This is a genomic window from Streptomyces sp. NPDC004609, assembly GCF_042873655.1.
Lineage (GTDB): Bacteria > Actinomycetota > Actinomycetes > Streptomycetales > Streptomycetaceae > Streptomyces.
In genome coordinates this window covers 51,907-68,461 of sequence record NZ_JBIALS010000015.1, presented here as the reverse complement: position 1 = coordinate 68,461, position 16,555 = coordinate 51,907, and the positions used below count along the sequence as shown (strand labels likewise).

15 protein-coding genes and 1 pseudogene are annotated in these 16,555 nt (G+C 71.3%); 14 read left to right on the top strand and 2 right to left on the bottom strand.

Annotated features, from left to right (window positions below; translation table 11 throughout):
• The first annotated feature begins 17 nt into the window (after positions 1-17).
• The 7 genes from ACFYT4_RS17025 to ACFYT4_RS16995 all read left to right on the top strand — a co-directional run bounded on the left by ACFYT4_RS17025 (position 18) and on the right by ACFYT4_RS16995 (position 5,201).
• Positions 18-488 carry a roadblock/LC7 domain-containing protein gene (locus ACFYT4_RS17025; protein WP_389269118.1) on the top strand — a complete coding sequence of 157 codons (471 nt, stop codon included), beginning with the start codon at positions 18-20 and terminating at the stop codon, positions 486-488.
• Between the two features lies 1 nt (position 489).
• On the top strand, positions 490-858 hold the full coding sequence (locus tag ACFYT4_RS17020) for a DUF742 domain-containing protein (protein ID WP_389269116.1): 369 nt from the start codon (positions 490-492) through the stop codon (positions 856-858).
• Positions 836-1,453, top strand: coding sequence for an ATP/GTP-binding protein (locus tag ACFYT4_RS17015; protein WP_389269114.1), 618 nt, complete (start codon positions 836-838; stop codon positions 1,451-1,453). The genes ACFYT4_RS17020 and ACFYT4_RS17015 overlap by 23 nt, the downstream gene beginning before the upstream one ends.
• Positions 1,450-1,992, top strand: a complete 543-nt coding sequence (locus ACFYT4_RS17010) for a GAF domain-containing protein (protein ID WP_389269112.1) — start codon at positions 1,450-1,452, stop codon at positions 1,990-1,992. Before ACFYT4_RS17015 ends, ACFYT4_RS17010 begins: the two co-directional genes overlap by 4 nt.
• Positions 1,993-2,052: 60 nt before the next feature.
• Positions 2,053-3,246 (top strand): acyl-CoA dehydrogenase family protein, encoded by a 1,194-nt coding sequence (locus ACFYT4_RS17005; protein WP_389269111.1) that lies wholly within the window; start codon positions 2,053-2,055, stop codon positions 3,244-3,246.
• Between the two features lie 130 nt (positions 3,247-3,376).
• Positions 3,377-4,252, top strand: coding sequence for an SAM-dependent methyltransferase (locus tag ACFYT4_RS17000; RefSeq protein ID WP_389269109.1), 876 nt, complete (start codon positions 3,377-3,379; stop codon positions 4,250-4,252).
• Positions 4,253-4,325: 73 nt separating this feature from the next.
• Entirely contained in the window at positions 4,326-5,201 is an 876-nt protein-coding gene (locus tag ACFYT4_RS16995; RefSeq protein WP_389269107.1) for a hypothetical protein, read from the top strand.
• 58 nt (positions 5,202-5,259) lie between these two features.
• Here the strand turns inward: ACFYT4_RS16995 and ACFYT4_RS16990 are convergent, their stop codons facing one another.
• Positions 5,260-7,911 (bottom strand): DEAD/DEAH box helicase family protein, encoded by a 2,652-nt coding sequence (locus ACFYT4_RS16990; RefSeq protein WP_389269105.1) that lies wholly within the window; start codon positions 7,909-7,911, stop codon positions 5,260-5,262.
• 708 nt (positions 7,912-8,619) lie between these two features.
• Between ACFYT4_RS16990 and ACFYT4_RS16985 the strand changes: the two genes are divergently transcribed.
• Positions 8,620-8,853, top strand: a complete 234-nt coding sequence (locus ACFYT4_RS16985; protein WP_389269103.1) for an IMP dehydrogenase — start codon at positions 8,620-8,622, stop codon at positions 8,851-8,853.
• A gap of 43 nt (positions 8,854-8,896) precedes the next feature.
• On the opposite strand, the gene ACFYT4_RS16980 is transcribed toward ACFYT4_RS16985, so the two are convergent.
• The gene (locus ACFYT4_RS16980) at positions 8,897-10,258 is read right to left on the bottom strand and encodes a helix-turn-helix domain-containing protein (RefSeq protein ID WP_389269101.1); all 1,362 of its coding nucleotides are present in this window, start codon (positions 10,256-10,258) and stop codon (positions 8,897-8,899) included.
• A gap of 1,087 nt (positions 10,259-11,345) precedes the next feature.
• Here ACFYT4_RS16980 and ACFYT4_RS16975 point away from each other — a divergent pair.
• From ACFYT4_RS16975 to ACFYT4_RS16950, 6 genes and pseudogenes are all read left to right on the top strand, one after another.
• Positions 11,346-12,431: a hypothetical protein gene (locus tag ACFYT4_RS16975; protein ID WP_389269099.1), complete on the top strand. Its 1,086-nt coding sequence runs from the start codon at positions 11,346-11,348 to the stop codon at positions 12,429-12,431.
• Complete coding sequence (locus tag ACFYT4_RS16970; protein ID WP_389269097.1) at positions 12,428-13,195, top strand: ATP-binding protein; 768 nt, start codon at positions 12,428-12,430, stop codon at positions 13,193-13,195. The genes ACFYT4_RS16975 and ACFYT4_RS16970 overlap by 4 nt, the downstream gene beginning before the upstream one ends.
• 82 nt (positions 13,196-13,277) lie before the next feature.
• A complete protein-coding gene (locus ACFYT4_RS16965; protein WP_389269095.1) occupies positions 13,278-14,006 on the top strand; it encodes a WhiB family transcriptional regulator in 729 nt (242 codons plus the stop codon).
• Positions 14,007-14,155: 149 nt separating this feature from the next.
• A pseudogene (locus tag ACFYT4_RS16960) lies at positions 14,156-14,539 on the top strand (DUF2637 domain-containing protein); the annotation flags it as partial.
• Positions 14,540-15,682: 1,143 nt separating this feature from the next.
• A complete protein-coding gene (locus ACFYT4_RS16955) occupies positions 15,683-15,919 on the top strand; it encodes a hypothetical protein (protein WP_389269093.1) in 237 nt (78 codons plus the stop codon).
• Between the two features lie 110 nt (positions 15,920-16,029).
• On the top strand, positions 16,030-16,554 hold the full coding sequence (locus ACFYT4_RS16950; protein ID WP_389269091.1) for a plasmid mobilization protein: 525 nt from the start codon (positions 16,030-16,032) through the stop codon (positions 16,552-16,554).
• Position 16,555 lies beyond the last annotated feature (1 nt).

Genomic DNA, 16,555 nt, shown 5'->3' with positions numbered 1-16,555 from the left:
GACCAGGAGAATTCACCATGAGCGGCACCTCCCTGCCCGACAACGAGCGCAGCAGCCTGGACGGGCTCCTCGAGGCTCTCATCACCCGTTCCCGGGGCGCCATCGTCCGGGTCCTCCTCGCCACCGGCGACGGCCTCAAGCTCGCCTCCGCCGGCGCGACCGCCCAGGAGGCGGACACGATGGCAGCCCTCATGTCGGGCCTGTACTCCCTGAGCAGGGAAGCCTTCCGCACCGCCGGCCCCGGCGGCATCCGGCAGATCCTGGCCGAACACGACCGGGGAACCCTGATGGTGATGAGCGCCGGCACGGCCGCAGCCAACGCCGCCCCGAATGTGCTCGGCACGTCTCTGGGAGTCCTGACCACACCGGCCGCGGACGCGGGAGCCGTCGCCTACGAGATGACGGCCCTGATCCGCAGCCTCGACGAACACCTGGTCACCCAGGCACGCACCGAGGCGGCCTCCGCCCAGTTCCGGCAGGAGATGTGACGTGGTGTCACCCCGCGCGGCGTGGCCCGATCAAGGCATGCACGAGCTGCGGCCCTACGCGATCACCGGCGGGCGTACCCGCCCGACCGCACGGCTGTCCCTGACCACCCGCCTGTGCACCCGCCCCGCCACCCGCCCGGTCCAGGCCACCCCGGAGGGCGAGACCCTGCTGCTGCTGTGCAGCGGTGAACCCCGCTCCGTCGCCGAACTCGCCGCTCACCTGCGCCAGCCGGTCACCGTTGCCAGAGTCCTGATCGGCGACCTGCTCGACGCGGGCGCGCTCACCACGTCCGACAGACCGACCCCGACGCCGCCCACCCGCGACACCGACCTTCTGGAGGCGGTCCTTGTCGGCCTACAAGCCCTCTGACGGCCCGCCCCAGGAAAGCGGGCAACCCGCGGCAGAGGTGAAGATCGTGATCGCGGGCGGCTTCGGTGCCGGCAAGACCAGCCTGGTCGGGGCCCTCAGCGAAATCGAACCCCTCACCACCGAAGGGGTCCTGACCGCCGCCGGCGCCGCCACCGACGACCTGGACGGCCTCGGGCACAAGACCACCACCACCGTGGCGATGGACTTCGGCCGGATCACCTTCCGCAAGCCAAGGCCGATGGTCCTGTTCCTGTTCGGCACCCCCGGCCAGCCCCGGTTCTGGTTCACCTGGACCGACCTGTCCCAGGGAGCCATCGGCGCCGTCGTCCTCGCCGACACCCGCCGCCTTCAGGACTCCTTCCCCGCCGTCGGATTCTTCGAGCAGCGCGGCACGCCCTTCGTCGTCGCCGTCAACCAGTTCGACAACTCCCACCGCTACACGCCCGACGAAGTCCGGCACGCCCTCGGACTCCCGCCAGAGGTACCCGTGCTCACCTGCGATGCCCGCGACCGCCAATCCGCCCTCAACGTCGTGATCACCCTCGTCCGCCACGCGATCACCACCCTCAAAACCCCACCCGGAGCGCTCACATGACCGTCCCGCCTTCCCTCCACGACATCCACTCCACGCCCGCCGCCGCCGCGCTCCCAGGCCGTGCCGACCTGCTCCGAATCCTCGGACTCACCGGGCCCGATGACGAACTCGACGCCCTCGCCGCACGCCTCGCCGCCGACGCCGACGTCCCGTACGCGATGGTCAACGCCTTCGGCGACGAACAGCACTTCGTCGGACTGCACGCCATCCAGGGCCCCGGCCTCCCGGACGTCGGCCGCAGCATGGCCCTGGACCACGGATGGTGCCCCGAAGTCGTCAGAAGACGGCTCCCGCTCGTGCTCCCGGACGTGTTCGCCAGCCCCAGGTTCGCCGGAAACCCCGTGGTCGACGCCATCGGCATCCGCACCTACGCCGGAGCCCCCGTGATCTTCAACGGAACCGTTCTCGGCACCGTGTGCTTCGTCGGCCCCCAGCCACGGCACCTCAGCACCGGCAATGCCGCACTCGACCTCATCAAAACACACCGCGACGAACTCCTCGGCCTCCTGCACCACCGCGCCCGGCACCCCGCGACGTAGGCACACAGGCGCTCAGCTCACCGCCCGCCGGCAGTCACCGCACAGAGGGGATCCACGACGATGTCCCACGACCCGCTGGTCACCGATGCCCACCAAGACCTGCGCCAGCTGGTGCGCACCTTCGCCGACACCGAAATCGCCCCCGAAGTCACCCGTCTGGAAACCGGAGAGATCGAGCGCGAACTGGTCACCGCGATGGCCCGCCAAGGCTGGATCGGCGTCACCATCCCTACCCAGCATGGCGGGATGGGCGCTGGTCACGAGGCCAGGACCGTCATCATCGAAGAGATCTCCCGCCGCAGCGCCGCCATGGGAGCCGCCGTCCAGGCGTCCATCCTGGGCGTGGCGAAAATCCTCCACTTCGGCACCCCGGAACAGCAGCAAACCTGGCTCCCCCAGATCGCCGGGGGCACGCTCCTGCCGACCATCGCGGTCACCGAGGCAGAGTCCGGTGGCCATGTCCTGGGCATGGAGTCCACCGGCCGCCGCAAGGGCAGGGGATGGGTTCTGACCGGGCGCAAGGTGTTCGTCGGCAACTCCCACCTCGGACACCTCCACGGTGTCGTGGTCCGCACCAGCAGCGACCGGGGCAGCAGGAACCTGACCGCCTTCCTCGTCGAACACGACCGCAAAGGCGTCCACCTCACCCCCCACACACCCCGGCACGGGCTGCGCGGATTCTCCTTCGGCGAACTGGTCCTCGACCACGTCCGGATACCCGACGACCACCGCATCGGAGACATCGGCGACGGACTCGACGTCGCCTACTCCTCCAGTGTGCTCTACGGCCGACTCAACCTCGCCGCCGTCGCACTGGGAATACACCGCGCCGCACTCGACCAGACCACCGCCCACGTCGCCAGCCGCCCGCGGATAGCCCGCGAAGGCGTAGTCCGCGCCCGTGTCGGCGAAATCGACGCCCTCCTGCGGGTAGCCCGGCTTGCCGTCTACCACGCCGCACGCCGGCTCGACCTCGGACAGCCCTGCGACATGGACCTCATCGCCGCCAAGTACCAGGCCGTCACCGCGGCCCTGCGGGCCACCGCACTCGGGATGAGAACCCACGGCGCCGCCGGACTCCTGACCGGCACGCCCATGGAGCGTTACCACCGCGACGCCCAGTGCGTCGAACCCCCCGCCGGCACCAGCGACATCCAGCTCCACCGCCTCGCTGAAGAAGCCCTCACCCCGGGCCGGCCGCAATGGTCCCGCCAGTTCGCCCGCCCCCAGCCCACCCAACCCATTACCGCCTGACCACCGCCGCTCCCCAACCACCCGAGCCAGGCCGTCCCCGCGCCCCCAGCAGCCTGCCTGCGCACGCCAGCCTCAGCAACACCTGCAGGCACAACCCTCACATCCTCGACCACACCCTGCGAGAACCCTCATGCCCGCACCCGGTACGCCCGCAGCCCCCGACGACCCCGCCCAGCCGCCGAACAGCGTCAGCACCGCCCGCCTCTACAGCGCCGCCCAGGGCGGCCCCGCGGCCCGCGACGCCTACCAGGCGGATCTCGACATCGCCTCCCAGCTGGCCGACCTCGGGCTCGACCCACAGGTCATGGCCCGCGAGAACCGCGGCTTCCACAACCGCGTCACCCACTACGCCGCCTGCGAGCTGGGCATCCGCCAGGTCCTCGACGCCGGCTGCGGGAACCCCGCCCAGGCGGGACCCGACACCCACGACATCCTCCAAGAGATCCACCCCGACTACCGGGTGCTGTACGCCGACAACGACCCCGTCGTCGTCGCGCGTGCCGCCGCCCTGATGGTCGACAACCGGCGGCCCACCGCCACCGCCGCCGCCCAGGCCGACCTGCGCGACCCCGACCAGACCCTGCGTACCGCACACGACCAACTCGACTTCGACCACCCCGTCCTGCTGCTGCTGATCGCCGTCCTCCACTTCATCCCCGACACGGACGACCCCCACGGCCTGGTCCGAACCCTGACCGACGGCCTACCCCCGGGCAGCGCCGTCGCCATCAGCCATGTCACCGACGACTTCGCACCCGAGACCATGCGCCGCGCCGAAGCCCTCCTCGCTGGCCGCGCCCTGCAAGCCCGCACCCGCCCCCACCACGCCATCGCCCAGTTCTTCGACGGACTCACCCTCATCCGGCCCGGGGTCGTCCCCGTCCACCACTGGCGCCAGCCCGCCCCCGCCCCCGCCCTCGACACCGACACCGAGCAGATCCCCCCGGCCAAGGTCCACCTCTACGGCGGACTCGCCTTCAAGGCAACCGGCTGGGCCGCACTGTGACGATCCGTCCCATCCCGTCGTCCCGGATGCTCCGGCACCGGGACAGCGGCGACGCCGAGCGGCGGCTGGCGCGGTGACCGCACACGTTCACCTGGCGGCGCAGGAGGAGAAACGGCTGCGCGGGGATCTGCAATGGGTGGGCCGGGTGCCGTCTCCCGGCAGCCGCGGTGCTCACCTGCTGGGCCAGGTGACACGGGTGCGGGAACGCGGCACCCGGTGGATCGGCGCGGCCCGCGCGTGCAGAACGGCGGAGGCGGCTTCTCCCACCGCCGTCGCACGCTGGGACCGCCTGATCGCCCAGGCCCAGCAGCCGCTGCCGGCCCCGCTGTCCACACGGGACGCCGTGGTGTCGGCCGCCGGGGTGCGGGAGCTGCTGCGCGCCGTGCGGGACTCGACCGCCGGCGGCCCGCCCCTGGCCGAGGTCCTTGACCGTCTCACCGGCGCGATCGCCCAGGGCGCCCTTCCCGTGTGGTCGCACCTGGCGCCCGGACCGATCGCCCGGGAGTTCGGCTGCCCGGAGGGGCGGGTGGAGACCGCCCTCGACGACCTCACCGCCCAGGGCGTGCTGGAACGGCACGGGCGCCGACTGGTGGTGGCCGCGGGCGTGAACCTGCTCACCGTGCAGGCCGGCTACATCGCCGACCGGGTCACCGCGCGGATCGCCGCCGGTCTCCATCCGCCGGCCAGCCTGCTCCCGCCCGTCAGCGACCTCGCCCGCGTCTTCGTCACCCGGACGGAAACCGCGTCCGCCGGGCTGCGGCTGCTCGCCGCCCGCGGCACGGTGCACACCGCAGAGGTCACTCTGGATCACGTCCATGGGCTGCGACGGTGGCGGCCCGGGCGAGCAGACCAAGGCACTCGGCCTGGAACTCAGGGGCGCGGTCGGCGTGCTGTGCGATTCACTAGTCAAGTCCTCTGTCGGAACGGGCGTTGTCGGATTCCGGACTGAGGTGCCGCGAGCCCATCCCGGCACGCTATGGGCGCTGAGTTTGTCGAGGCGCACCGGGTCAGCTGACCGGTTGGGCTTGGGGATGGGCCTCGTGCCAGGCGTCCCAGATGTCGCTGCGGAGTCGGCCTCGTGGTGGCACGTCCAGCCCCTGGTCCTTGGCCCACCGCCTCACCTCGGCCACCGGCGGTGTCGTCGCAGATCGTGAGGGCTCCGGTCGGCGGCGCGGGGGGACAACGGGGTGGGCGGACGGCTGGGGCAGGTTGTTGGCGGTGGTGGCGGTGAAGCCGCGGCGTTCGAGGATTCGGCGCCGCTTGTGGTGCATGCGTTCCAGCCAAGGCACGTCCGCGTCAAGGTAGTCGTGCGCCTCGACGTGGGACTTCTTCGTCTCAGTGTTGCGCATGATCCGGCCGACCTGCTGAATCACCCGTCCCTTGAAGGAGACCGGGCTGGTGAGGAACAGGGTGTCGAGCCTGGGGGCGTCGAATCCCTCGCCGGCGAGCTTGTCGATGGCCAGCAGCACCAGCGGGGTGGCCGTCTCGTCGGTCAGGCGGGCGCGGACGCGGGCCCTCTCGGCCAGTGGCATGCCGCCGTGCAGGAGCAGCGGTTCGATGCCGTGCGCGGCAAGGGCCGTGGCGAGTTGGTGGAGGTGTTCGACTCGGTTGCTCAGGGCCAGGCTGCACCGTCCGCGCCGAGAGGCGTCGGCGATGTCGGCGGCGATCTGGGTGTTGCGGTCGCAGTTCGCGGCGAGTTCGCTGTAGATCGCCTGGAAGGAGGCGCCGTCGTTGCCCGGCTCGTCGGTGGTGAACGAGGTGGGGTGGACGATGAGGTGCTTGGCGAAGGCGCTGGCGTCGGCGATCTCGTGTCGGATGGGTCCGCACTGCATGGTGATCAGCGGATCCATCTGATCGGCCCGGTACGGTGTGGCCGACAGACCGATCCACCGTGGGGCGCGGGCTTTGCGGATCGCGGCCTCGGCCCCCTGGGCGCCCACGGCGTGGCACTCGTCGACGACCACCAGGCCGTAGCCGTCCAGCAGGCCGTCGGGGGCGTCGCGGTGGCTGAGTGTCTGCAGCATGATCAGGTCGACCACGTGGCCGCGGCGGTCCTTGCCCGCGCCCAAGGAACCGACATGCCCCTCGCCGAGATCGAGGAACGTGGCCAGACGGTCCTGCCACTGGGACAGCAGCTCGGAGCGGTTGACGATGATCGCGGTGGGCGTCTTGTGGTGGGCGATCAGCGCGCAGGCCATCACGGTCTTGCCCGAGCCCGGCGGCGCCACGAGCACCCCGCTGGCGTGGTCCTTGACCGCGTCGACTGCGCGGGCCTGTACGTCGGTCAGCTCGCCGGTGAAGATTGCGCTGATCGGCGCGGCGTCCGCAAGTTCGCTGGTGACCGTGAGTGTGCCGCCGGCGGTGGCGATGAGCTGGGCCGCTTCGTCGCGCAGCCCTCGCGGCAGCTTGAGCCAATCCGGGTCGGTGGCGTCGAAGGAGCAGACCAGGCGCGGGGTGTCCCAGGTGGAGTACCGCTGGCTCTGGCGACGGTAGAACTCCGGATTGTGGAACGACGCCGTGTGCTTGAGCGCGGCGAGCAAAGCGGCCGGCAGGCCCTTGGTGGAGATCGCGAGCATCGCCGAGAAGCGTGCCTCGACGGCCTCGGGGGCCTTGCCCAGCGCGCGCCGCCGGGGTTTGGGCGGCAGGACCGGCGCGGTCGCCGACGGGCCCGCCTTGACCTCGCCGAGCTTGTCGACGAGCGCCTCGACCTGGGCCGGGGAGAGCCGCTCGGCCTGGGCCAGGTGCGCGAACTGGTCGGGGTACGGCTCCCAGGTGTGCGGATCACAGAACACCGTGGTGCCCTTGAGGCGGGAGGCCCCCTGCAGCGGGAGCGCGATCAGGTTGCCGAACCGGGCGTTGCCCTTGGCGTTCGTCGGCAGCAGGTCCTGGGCGGGGAAGAGCCGGTCGTAGCTGGACAACGTCATCTGTCCCCGGACGTCGATCGCCCGCCGCAGCAGCGCCATCCCCAGCGTGCGGGCGGTGACCGCGGCGACGGGGTCAGTGAAGAAGGTCCACACGTGCGCGCCCGCCCCGGAGCGGGAGACCTCCACCAGGGCGGGGACACCGGCGTCGCGGCAGGCGGAGGCGTAGGCGGCCGCATCGCCGCGCCAGTCGCTGCCGTCCTTGCCGTCGAAGTCGACCGCAAGGAGGCGGCAGGTGTCATCAGCCAGCAGCGGGTACAGCCCCAGGTGGGTCTCCCGGGCACCGGGCTCGGGGCGGGAGAGGTGGTTGTAGACGGCCCGGTCCGTCAGCGGCCAGAACACCCGCTCGGCATCGGCCTTGTTCTTGGTGAACGGGTTGTCCTCGGCAGGGCTCCAGCCCGTCCGGCCCGTCTTCGCGCTCACCCACCGGGTGGCGTAGACGTCCTCGCGGCCGGCGAACAGGGCCCGGAACAGAGCGATCTTCGACTCCGTGCCGGAGGTCGCGTCCGCGTACGGCAGCCCGTGCCCGCCTTCCGTGATGACCGGTGCGGGAGGTTCAGGGACCGGGGGCAGCGCCTGCGGCGCGTCGGCGGCGGGGATTCCCCGTCGGGTGCGCAGGCGCAGGTTCTCGACGCGCACCCCGGCGAGCTCCGCGCGTAGTTCGGCGTTCTCCTCGAGTGCCACATCGAGGCGGATGCGCAGTTCGGCCGGGTCGCTGCAGTCGTACCAGTCCTCCACCCCTCCATGATCCGGATTCACGTCCGTGTAGGGGCTGTTTCTGCCGAGATCCCACCCTCTGCCATGGAGCGATCAAGCCGATGGCCTACCCACCAGGCGACCCAGGCTTGCACGGCCGCGAGGTTCGGCTCGGTCCCATCGGGCACGCACGCGAAGCCATCCCAGGACTCCAGGGCCCTCGGCACCTCGGGCCGCACGTGGCTGGCCCTGCCGCCGACGGGCCGGTGCCGACAGTAGACGCCCATCGACGCTCGCTTGCACAGGTGGTACAAAGCGAGCGGTTCGTCGGGGTCAGTGCTCGGGACCGCGCGGGACAGCTGGTCCGGCGGTCCGGGACGGGCGCGACCGCCCACGGTCGTGCCCTGCCGCTTCTCCTCGTACGACCAGGCCGGACAGTAGCCTCGGGACTATTGCGGTACTCCCCGACGGGGATCGGCCTCACGCCGGGCCGCATCCGGTTCAGCAGCAGAAGTCCGTCGAGATAGTCAAACCTGTGTGCGATGAGCCGCGCCTCGCCCCGTTTGTAGACCGCGGCCGCTGATCCGTCCTCGCCGATCTGCACCGGGTGGCCGGCATCGAGCCGAAGGCTGTGCGCGACGACGCCCAAGCCGCCGCCCCGTTACCTTTTTCGTGGCCCCGCAACGGGCACGGGGCTTGGCCTCCGGGTCCGGTATGGCTGTGTGCCCCTGCCTTCGAAGGAGTTCCGGCATGACCCGCCGACCGGTCCGCTTCGCCCTCGGCTATGACAACGTCCTCCTGGTCCCGCAGCGCACCGCTGTGACCAGCCGCAAGAACACTGCCCCGTCCACCGCCCTGGTGCCCGGCCTGGACCTGGCCGTCCCGGCGCACTCCGCGAACACCCCGTGGTGCACCGAGGGGGCCACGGCGATGGCCCCGGCCGGCGGGCTGGGCGTCCTGCACCGCGCCTGCACCACCGGCTGACGGCGGGGGGTCGAGGGCGTGCGCAGCGAACTGGTGGGTGGAGTCAGATCTCGTCCGCCGGGTGCCAGGTGTCTGGCAGGGTTTGGCCGTTGTCCCGCAGGTCGTGCTGGATCTCTTCGAGGATCCTGATACGTGTTTTCCATTGGGGTAGGAGGGTCTGGATGCGGGTGGCGGCCTCGGCTTCGTCTGCGGGGAGGACGGCGCGCGTGAGTGCCTTCAGCTCTTCGCCCGCGGTCTCGCGGGCGGCTGCGTGGGGAAGGAGCACGGTCACTGTGTAGGGGTCGACCTCGGTGACGTTCCATCTGCCGTCGTCCTCTCTCGTCGCCCAGATCACGGTCCGGGTCTGCGGTGAGAGTGTCAGCTGGCACCCTGGGCTGATCATCTGGCTGAGGACGGGCAGGGGGATGCCGTCGTCGCCTGCCAGGGCGGCGGCTGTTTCCGCTGTGGCCACGGAGAGCCGTCCGGCCAGCCGGCGCGCTGAGGTTTCCGGCCGGTGCGCCGGTTCGTCTTCCTCTGGCTGCGCTTCGGTCGGCAGTGTCCCCTGCCCCTGGTACTGGGAAGTGCTGTGGGCTCGTTTGGCGTCGTCGTCCTGGAGGCGTGTGATCACAACGAAGCGGCAGTCGGGCAGGCTGGCGGGGTAGAGGACGTGGCTGATGACGTCGACGGGTTCCCAGCCCAGGGCGGGCACGCTCATGCGGAAGACGTGGCCGTCGCGGTTCTCGCTCACCTGTACGCAGGTCTCCCAGAGACTGCGGACGTCCCGGTCCTTGCAGACGTCACCGATCAGCCGGGCCAGATCGGCGCTGTGTCCACGGCTGGCCGTTGCGAACTTCAGGAGCCTGATGCTTGTCAGTGCGTGACGGTGCCAGTCGTAGATCCGGGAGCGGGCCTCGGGGCTGACCAGCAGCCAGCGCATGGTGTTCGCACCGGGGTCCAGCACCCAGGGCCACCACTTGGCCATGGCTTCGTTGTGGCTGAGAATGTTCCAGTTGTTGTCGGTGACGTAGGACGGTGACGTCTGGCTGCCGACGAGTTGGCGCATGGCGTCCCAGTCGCGGAGGCTCCTGCCGCGGGCGGAGGCAGCCTCCGTGGACCCGACGTTACAGAGGAGCAGCAGGGCCAGCCGCTCTTCGGGACCCAGTTGAAGGACTCTGGCAAGGGCCTGGCACTGCGTCCGGTCGAGTCGTCTCGGGGCGCCGTTCTCCAGGTCGCGGTACCAGCGCTCGGACCGGCCCACGGCCACGGCTGCGTCCTTCTGGGTCACCGGGCTGCCGAGTCGCATGCCGGCTGCTGCCCGCCATGCGCGGAGCAGGGGGCCCAGGCCCACGACGTGTCCGGCCAGTGGCCTCTCGGACTGCCTTTCGTTGTGGCCGGCGTCGTCGCTGTGCGAAATCGCGGTGCCCATGTGCCCTTCTTGTTGTCATCTCGGCCGAGAGTTTCTCCCTCAGGTGCCCGCAACGGGGGTGCGGGGCATACCGGAAGGAGGTCCGGCTCCGGGGCCTGCGGTCGATGGCTTTCCAGGACCCTACGCAATCTCCAGCCCGTCTTGAACGTTAGTCAAGATCCCGGTGGCCGAGATCACACAAGAGGGCCTGATTTAGTTCCACGCGACATCAATTCATAGGGCATCCTGCCCCGTTCGGCGCGAAGCGGACAGAATGGCCGGAAATCTTCTGCCGGTCCGATGGCCGGAAAAAGATTGCCGGTCCCCAATCCCCTTCCCCCCGCCCTCCCTTTCCCTCGGGCCGTCATCCGGGGCGAGAGCATTACCTGCAGCCCCATCTCCCTTGCAATAAAGGCGAGTTGACTTCCCCCGACTCGGGAGCAACGGGTTCCCTATACACGGGTCTACGCGTGTCACTGACGTCGGTGCATGCGTTGACTACAGCGAGTGGCGAGGCTTAAATCCTTGATCAGCCGGTACAGCGCCGGCGCATCGGACAGGGGGATCCGGGGGTGCGGAGCGTCATTGATTCCATGCGGCACCCGGCGTCCTCGCCTGGGCCACGGCCCCGCAGGCCCGATCGCGCCCTTATGCCCTTGTGGAATTTCAGAGTTGTACAGGGAACTAGAGCTATGTATGGACTTCGGCGCGGGGGGTGTGCGTATGTTGCTGGTCGCCCGCCGGGGATCATCCCTGGTACCGGGGACCGGACAGCGAGGAGATCCACGATGCCCAGCCCACCGCCGACACGCTGACAGCAGCCGGAAATGACGGTGGCGCCTGAGAGCTGCGAACTCTCAGACGCCGACCGCGCAATGGAACTCCGGCCCCGGCAAGGGCCTGAGATTCACCCACCAGCACCGCACCGGCCCTTCTCACAGGACACACCGGCGCGGCATCACTTCACAGGAGAGTGTTGCATGCCGACTGCCCCGCGCAAAAGGCCGACCGTCCCGGCCAGCACGGCGGCCCGCGCCCCTTCCAGCACCAACCCCCATGGGACAGCAGCCGATCGGGAGCCTGCCCGCCGCTTCCGGGGTGCTGCCTGATGGCGCGGATCCGTACCGTCAAGCCGGAGCTGTTCGAGTCCGAGGACATCGCCTCCGTCTCCGTGACCGCGGTCCTGACCTTCATCGGTCTGCTGACCCTCTCCGACGACTCGGGGCGCTGCCGTGACCATCCGGCGATCATCGCGGGTCGGCTGTGGGCACTGCGCCCCGAGCACACCCCGGGCCACGTCGCCCGGGATCTGGAGGAGCTGGCCGCCGCGGGTCTGATCTGCCGCTACACCGGCTGCGACGGGCGCGGCTATCTGCACATCGTGAAGTGGGAGCGGCATCAGAAGATCAACCGGGCGACCGACTCGCGTCTGCCGCGCTGCCCGGGCCACCAGGGGGACCGCAAGTGCGGCCGGTGCCAGGAGACCCGGTGTTCCGGCGTCTCGCCCGCTCAGTGCGCTGCGGCGAGCCCCGGCCCCGCTGCCTCCGGGGACTCCGTGAGCCCTCACGAAGGACTCGAACCCCCGGTTCCGGCCGCTTCGCCGCAGGGGACGGCCCCGGCGGATTCCCCGCCCGTCCCTGAGCAGACCTCGCCGCCGCCCTCGTCGGAGCATGAGCGTGCCCCGACCGCGCCATCCGGAGAATTCGCAGGTCAAGACAGTGCATGCCCGGATGCGAACGGGGCTCACGCCGGGCTCACTGAGGGCTCACTGCCTGGATCTGGGATCGTGGATCCTGGATCTTTCCTTACGGGGCGCGCCGCGCCCGCACCCGGCGCGGTCGTGGAACGGGTCTCCGCGAAGGGCCTGGTGGCCGAGTACGTCAAGGGCTGCACCCGCCGCCCGCCCCAGGACTTCCTCGGCCTGCTCGGGCGGAAGGCGAAAGCACTGCTGGACGAGGGCTTCGAACCCGCGGACATCCGCGCGGCGATGGACCGGCTGCGGACCAGGGCGCTGCACCCGAGCACGCTGGCGAGTCTGGTGAACGAGGTCGTCAACGCACCCGCCCTCGTCGGTGCCGGGGCACCGGGCGCCTCCGGCGGGGGCCCTTGGGCCAGCACCGGATCCTCCGCCTACCAGCCGTACTTCAACCCCACCCCACCGCCCGAGGGCGCCGTATTCGGGAGGCCGCTGTGACCCGCACCCGCACCTGGTCCGCCGATCCTCAGCCCGCTGTGTCCGACCGGCTCCGCCAGCGGCTGGAGGCCCAGCTCGCGGCCCGCGGGATCGCTCCGGGTGCAGGGAGGTCCCTGCCCGCCGACCTAGCACCGGCACCCCTCCCGGCGCTGGAGGCAGCCCAGCTGCGGATACCCGCCGACTACCGGGACGCGGTCGCCGACCACCCGGCCGTCGCCGCCTGGGTCCGCGCCATCACCGGCTCGGCGACCGCCCCCTACGCCGGGGACCGGCACGCCCACTACGGCCGGCCGGGACGCCTGGAGATCCGCAACGGCCCGTCGCTGCTGCTCTGGGGTCCGACCGGCACCGGCAAAACCCGGCAGGCGTTCGGCGCGATCCGGTCCCTGACCGCCGCCGGATGCGCGGTGCGCTGGCACGCCGTCAAAGCCGCCGACCTCTACGGCCAGATGCGCAGCCAGAACACCGACACCGAAGCCGTCCTCCAGCACGCCATGCGCATCCCGCTGCTCGTCCTGGACGACCTCGGCGCCGCCAAGACCACCGCCTGGAACGAGGACATCACCTTCCGGCTCCTGGCCTGGCGAGGGGAGAACCACCTCCCCACCCTCGTCACCACCAACCTCCCGCCCACCCCCCAGCCCGGGGCCGGGATGCGTCAGGAGCTGCGTACTGCGGTCGGCGACCGGATCCTGTCCCGCCTGTCCGGCATGTGCACCGCCGTGGAACTGAGCGGCCCGGACCGCCGCTACAGCCACCGCTGACCCAAAACCCCACCCCCACCGGCCCTCCGGCGCGACAACCCACGCCCGCGCCCCTGACCGCCCCGCCCCGCCCGAAGCCCGCATGCCCTGCCCGTCGCAGGAGCGCCGCCAGCCCGGCGAGGCGTACCCGGAGACTCCCTTGCGCTACATCACCACCAACAACAACCGCCCGATCCTTCGCGGACTCGCCGACCACAGCTGGCACGCCCGCAGCGCCTGCCGCGACCTGCCTCCCGCCGAGGCCGACCGGCTGTTCTTCCCCCTCCCCCGCGCCCACAAGGCCATCGCCGAGGCCAAGTCCCTGTGCGGCGGCTGCCCGGTGAAGAAGGAGTGCTTCAACGCCGCCCTGGAGCAGGGCTCCAAGGAAGGCGTCTGGGGCGGGCTGACGGAGAAGGAGCGTTGGCGCTGGCGGGCGAAGATCAGCAAGCGGCTCGACTACGAGCGGGTCCGCTCCGCCTTCCTCGGCCGCGACGTGCACCTCTCCGACGCCGAGCGGGAGGCGGTCACCCGCCACGCCTACGTCCGCGGGTGGAGCCCCGAACACCTCGCCCACACCCTGCGACTCGACCTCGACTACGCCCGTGACCTGATGCGCGAGGCCGCGCACGCGGTCGCGGACCGCGACCGGTACTGGGGCCAGTACGGCACCGCCGAGGACCAGGACGAGGACGGCACATCGCCGGAAGACGCCGAAAGCAAGGACGAGGCGGCGGACACCGACGAGGAGGACACGGAGCCCGAGGGGTTCTCCCCGGTAGCACGCCACATCCACACCCAGTCCCTGATCACCGCGCTCGGAAAGGCCGCATGACCCCCAGCAGCACCCAGCCCGCCACCGCCGACGCCACCGTCCACACCCCGCACACGCCTACTCCCGCCCCACCCGGATCGTCCACCCCGGGGGGAGGCGGCCGGGGCCGGCAGGCTGCCGAGCAGTGGGCCCTCGTCACGGCGGGGGCAGTGATCATCGCCCTGACCGGCGGCGCGTTCTGGCTCTCGTACGCACACCTCGCGGAGATCGCCGGTCAGCACGGGCTCGGGCACTCCCCGGCCCGGCAGTGGGCCTGGCCCGCGTCCCTGGACGCCGCGATCATCGCGGGCGAGGTCCTGATGCTCCGGGCCGGGCTTCGGCGGGAAGTCGACTGGTGGGCCATCGCCTTGACCGCCGCAGGCTCGGTCGGATCGATCGCCCTCAACATCGCCGGCGTCAGCAGCACGGGCAACGGCGGCTCCGTACCGGTCCTCGACTATGTGGTCGCCGCCGTCCCGCCGACGGCCGCCCTGCTGGCCTTCGGCGTCCTGATGCGGCAGATCCACCAGCTCGTCACCGACCCCGCCGATCGACCCGAGGCGTACACGGCCGATGCCACCCCGACCGCTGCTCTCGCCATGGCCACCGACACGTACGGCGCCCCGGACCAGCGGACCAGGACCGCCGAGACACCGAAAGCCTGTTCCGATGGCACGGACCAGACTGGCCAAGGCGCGGCAGACCAGCCGCGGACCGACGACACGGACCGGCCTCAGACCGGCGCGGACCACGAACCGGCGCCCGGTCCGCCGCGGACCACCCCTGCGGACCAACCGCTCGCGGACCAGAATCACAGCGGCGCGGACCAGCCCGCGGCTGCGGACCAGGTGGTCGCGGACCATGACGACGGCGCGCCGCGGACCAGCATCACCGCAGGTCACGCGGCAGACCAGGCTGCGGACCAGCAGCGGACCACGCAGTCCACGCCCCCTGGTCCGGGCACCGGCTTCGCCCCGGACCAGCAGGTGGGCACCGCCCTCCGCGACCGGTCCACTGCGGACCACCGTCCGGACCAGAGCGGAGACAGCCCGGCGGACCAGCCGCCCGCGGACCAGAAGCACACGGCTGCGGACCAGCCGACCGGCGGACCGGACCGCCAGCGGACCACCGACGCGGACCAGACCGCCCCTGCGCGGAAGCACCCGCGGACCACGAGGGCGGACCAGGACGCGGACGAACCGGTGCCGATGGAGCGGCTCGTCGAACTCGCCCGCACCGCCGCGCTGACCGAGGGCCGGATGACCCGCCGCGTCATCCGTCCCTACCTCCGCGCCCAGTCCATCCAGATCAGCAACGAGCGCTTCGCGGAACTGCAGACCCGGCTCTACCGGGACCCTGCCCTCGCCCACCTGCCCCGCTCCCAGCGAAAGACCCGATAGACGATGAAGACTTGCCACCGCTTCGCCCGTATCCGAGCCGGTCACGAGCGCGACATCCAGGGCCTGCTCAACCACGCTGAGCGTCACCCGAACCGGGTGTCAGGGAAGGTCAGCGCGAAGCGTGCCGTAGGTGCCAAGCACGCCATGGCCAGAGCGCTGTCCCGGCATTTCGAGCGCTGCCGGGAATGCGGCTGACCACCCGGACGCCAAGCCCCGCCCAGCCTTCTTACTCCCCGTTCTTTCGCGGTGTCCCGGCCCTGCGCCGGGCACCGCGCCCCCTCACCACCGGAGATGCGCATGTCCCCCCGAGAGCGCCGCACGGCGCCCGTCACAGCCGCCGAGGCCGGCGCGTGGGCCGAGACCCTGGTCCGCCACGGCCACCTCTACGCCGCCATCCCGGTACCGACCGGCCAGTGGCTCGTCCAGCGGACCCCGACCGCGCCGGTCCGGGTCCTCGGCGGGCCGGCCGACGTGCTGCACCTCGCCGCCCAGCTCCAGGAGTACGCTCGCACTTGCGGGAGCCGGATCCGATGACGCACCCGCCCGTTCCAGCCACCCCCCACCAGGGCGCGCCGGACACCAACTCGACCCGAGAACGAGCAAGTTATCGGCCAAGGCACTCTTCCCCGTCGGGGAAGAGTGCCTTGGCAAAGCCCGCCCCGGGGGTGGCGGGTCCGGACCAGCGCCGGGGGGCACTGGTCCGGGAGGCAGCGACCGAGGGCGGACCGCAGCCGGAAAAGCAGACACCCCGCCGCAAGCGCCGTGACGCGAACAAGCACTCGCGCAAACGCTCGCCGAAACCGCACGACCGCAAGCGCGACCTCGTCTGCAGTGTCCGCCTGAACGACGAAGAGAAGACGCTCCTTGCCGCCGCCGCGCAGAGCACCCGTACGTCACTGCCCGCGTTCCTCGCCCGCAGCGGCCTCGCCGCCGCCCGCGACCTCGACCACACCGCCGCCGCCATCGCCGGACAGCGCGAGACCGTGACCGAGCTGTTCGCCGCCCGCCGCCACCTCGGCCAGGTCGGCAACAACTTGAACCAGATCGCCCGCGCCATCAACTCCGGCGCCCGGCCCTCCGAGCCGGAACTCGACGCCGTCATCGCCGCCACCCGGCGTGCCGTGCTCCGCGTCCAGGAAGCCACCGACCGGCTGCTCGCACAGAACTAGG

Bases quoted from the DNA above. Each gene is read 5' to 3' on its own strand.
- ACFYT4_RS17005 (WP_389269111.1), top strand. From the start codon at position 2,053: ATGTCCCACGACCCGCTGGTCACCGATGCCCACCAAGACCTGCGCCAG.
- ACFYT4_RS17000 (WP_389269109.1), top strand. From the start codon at position 3,377: ATGCCCGCACCCGGTACGCCCGCAGCCCCCGACGACCCCGCCCAGCCG.
- ACFYT4_RS16980 (WP_389269101.1), bottom strand. From the start codon at position 10,258: ATGGGCACCGCGATTTCGCACAGCGACGACGCCGGCCACAACGAAAGG.
- ACFYT4_RS16965 (WP_389269095.1), top strand. From the start codon at position 13,278: ATGCCCTGCCCGTCGCAGGAGCGCCGCCAGCCCGGCGAGGCGTACCCG.
- ACFYT4_RS16985 (WP_389269103.1), top strand. From the start codon at position 8,620: ATGACCCGCCGACCGGTCCGCTTCGCCCTCGGCTATGACAACGTCCTC.
- ACFYT4_RS17025 (WP_389269118.1), top strand. From the start codon at position 18: ATGAGCGGCACCTCCCTGCCCGACAACGAGCGCAGCAGCCTGGACGGG.
- ACFYT4_RS17010 (WP_389269112.1), top strand. From the start codon at position 1,450: ATGACCGTCCCGCCTTCCCTCCACGACATCCACTCCACGCCCGCCGCC.
- ACFYT4_RS16975 (WP_389269099.1), top strand. From the start codon at position 11,346: ATGGCGCGGATCCGTACCGTCAAGCCGGAGCTGTTCGAGTCCGAGGAC.
- ACFYT4_RS16955 (WP_389269093.1), top strand. From the start codon at position 15,683: ATGTCCCCCCGAGAGCGCCGCACGGCGCCCGTCACAGCCGCCGAGGCC.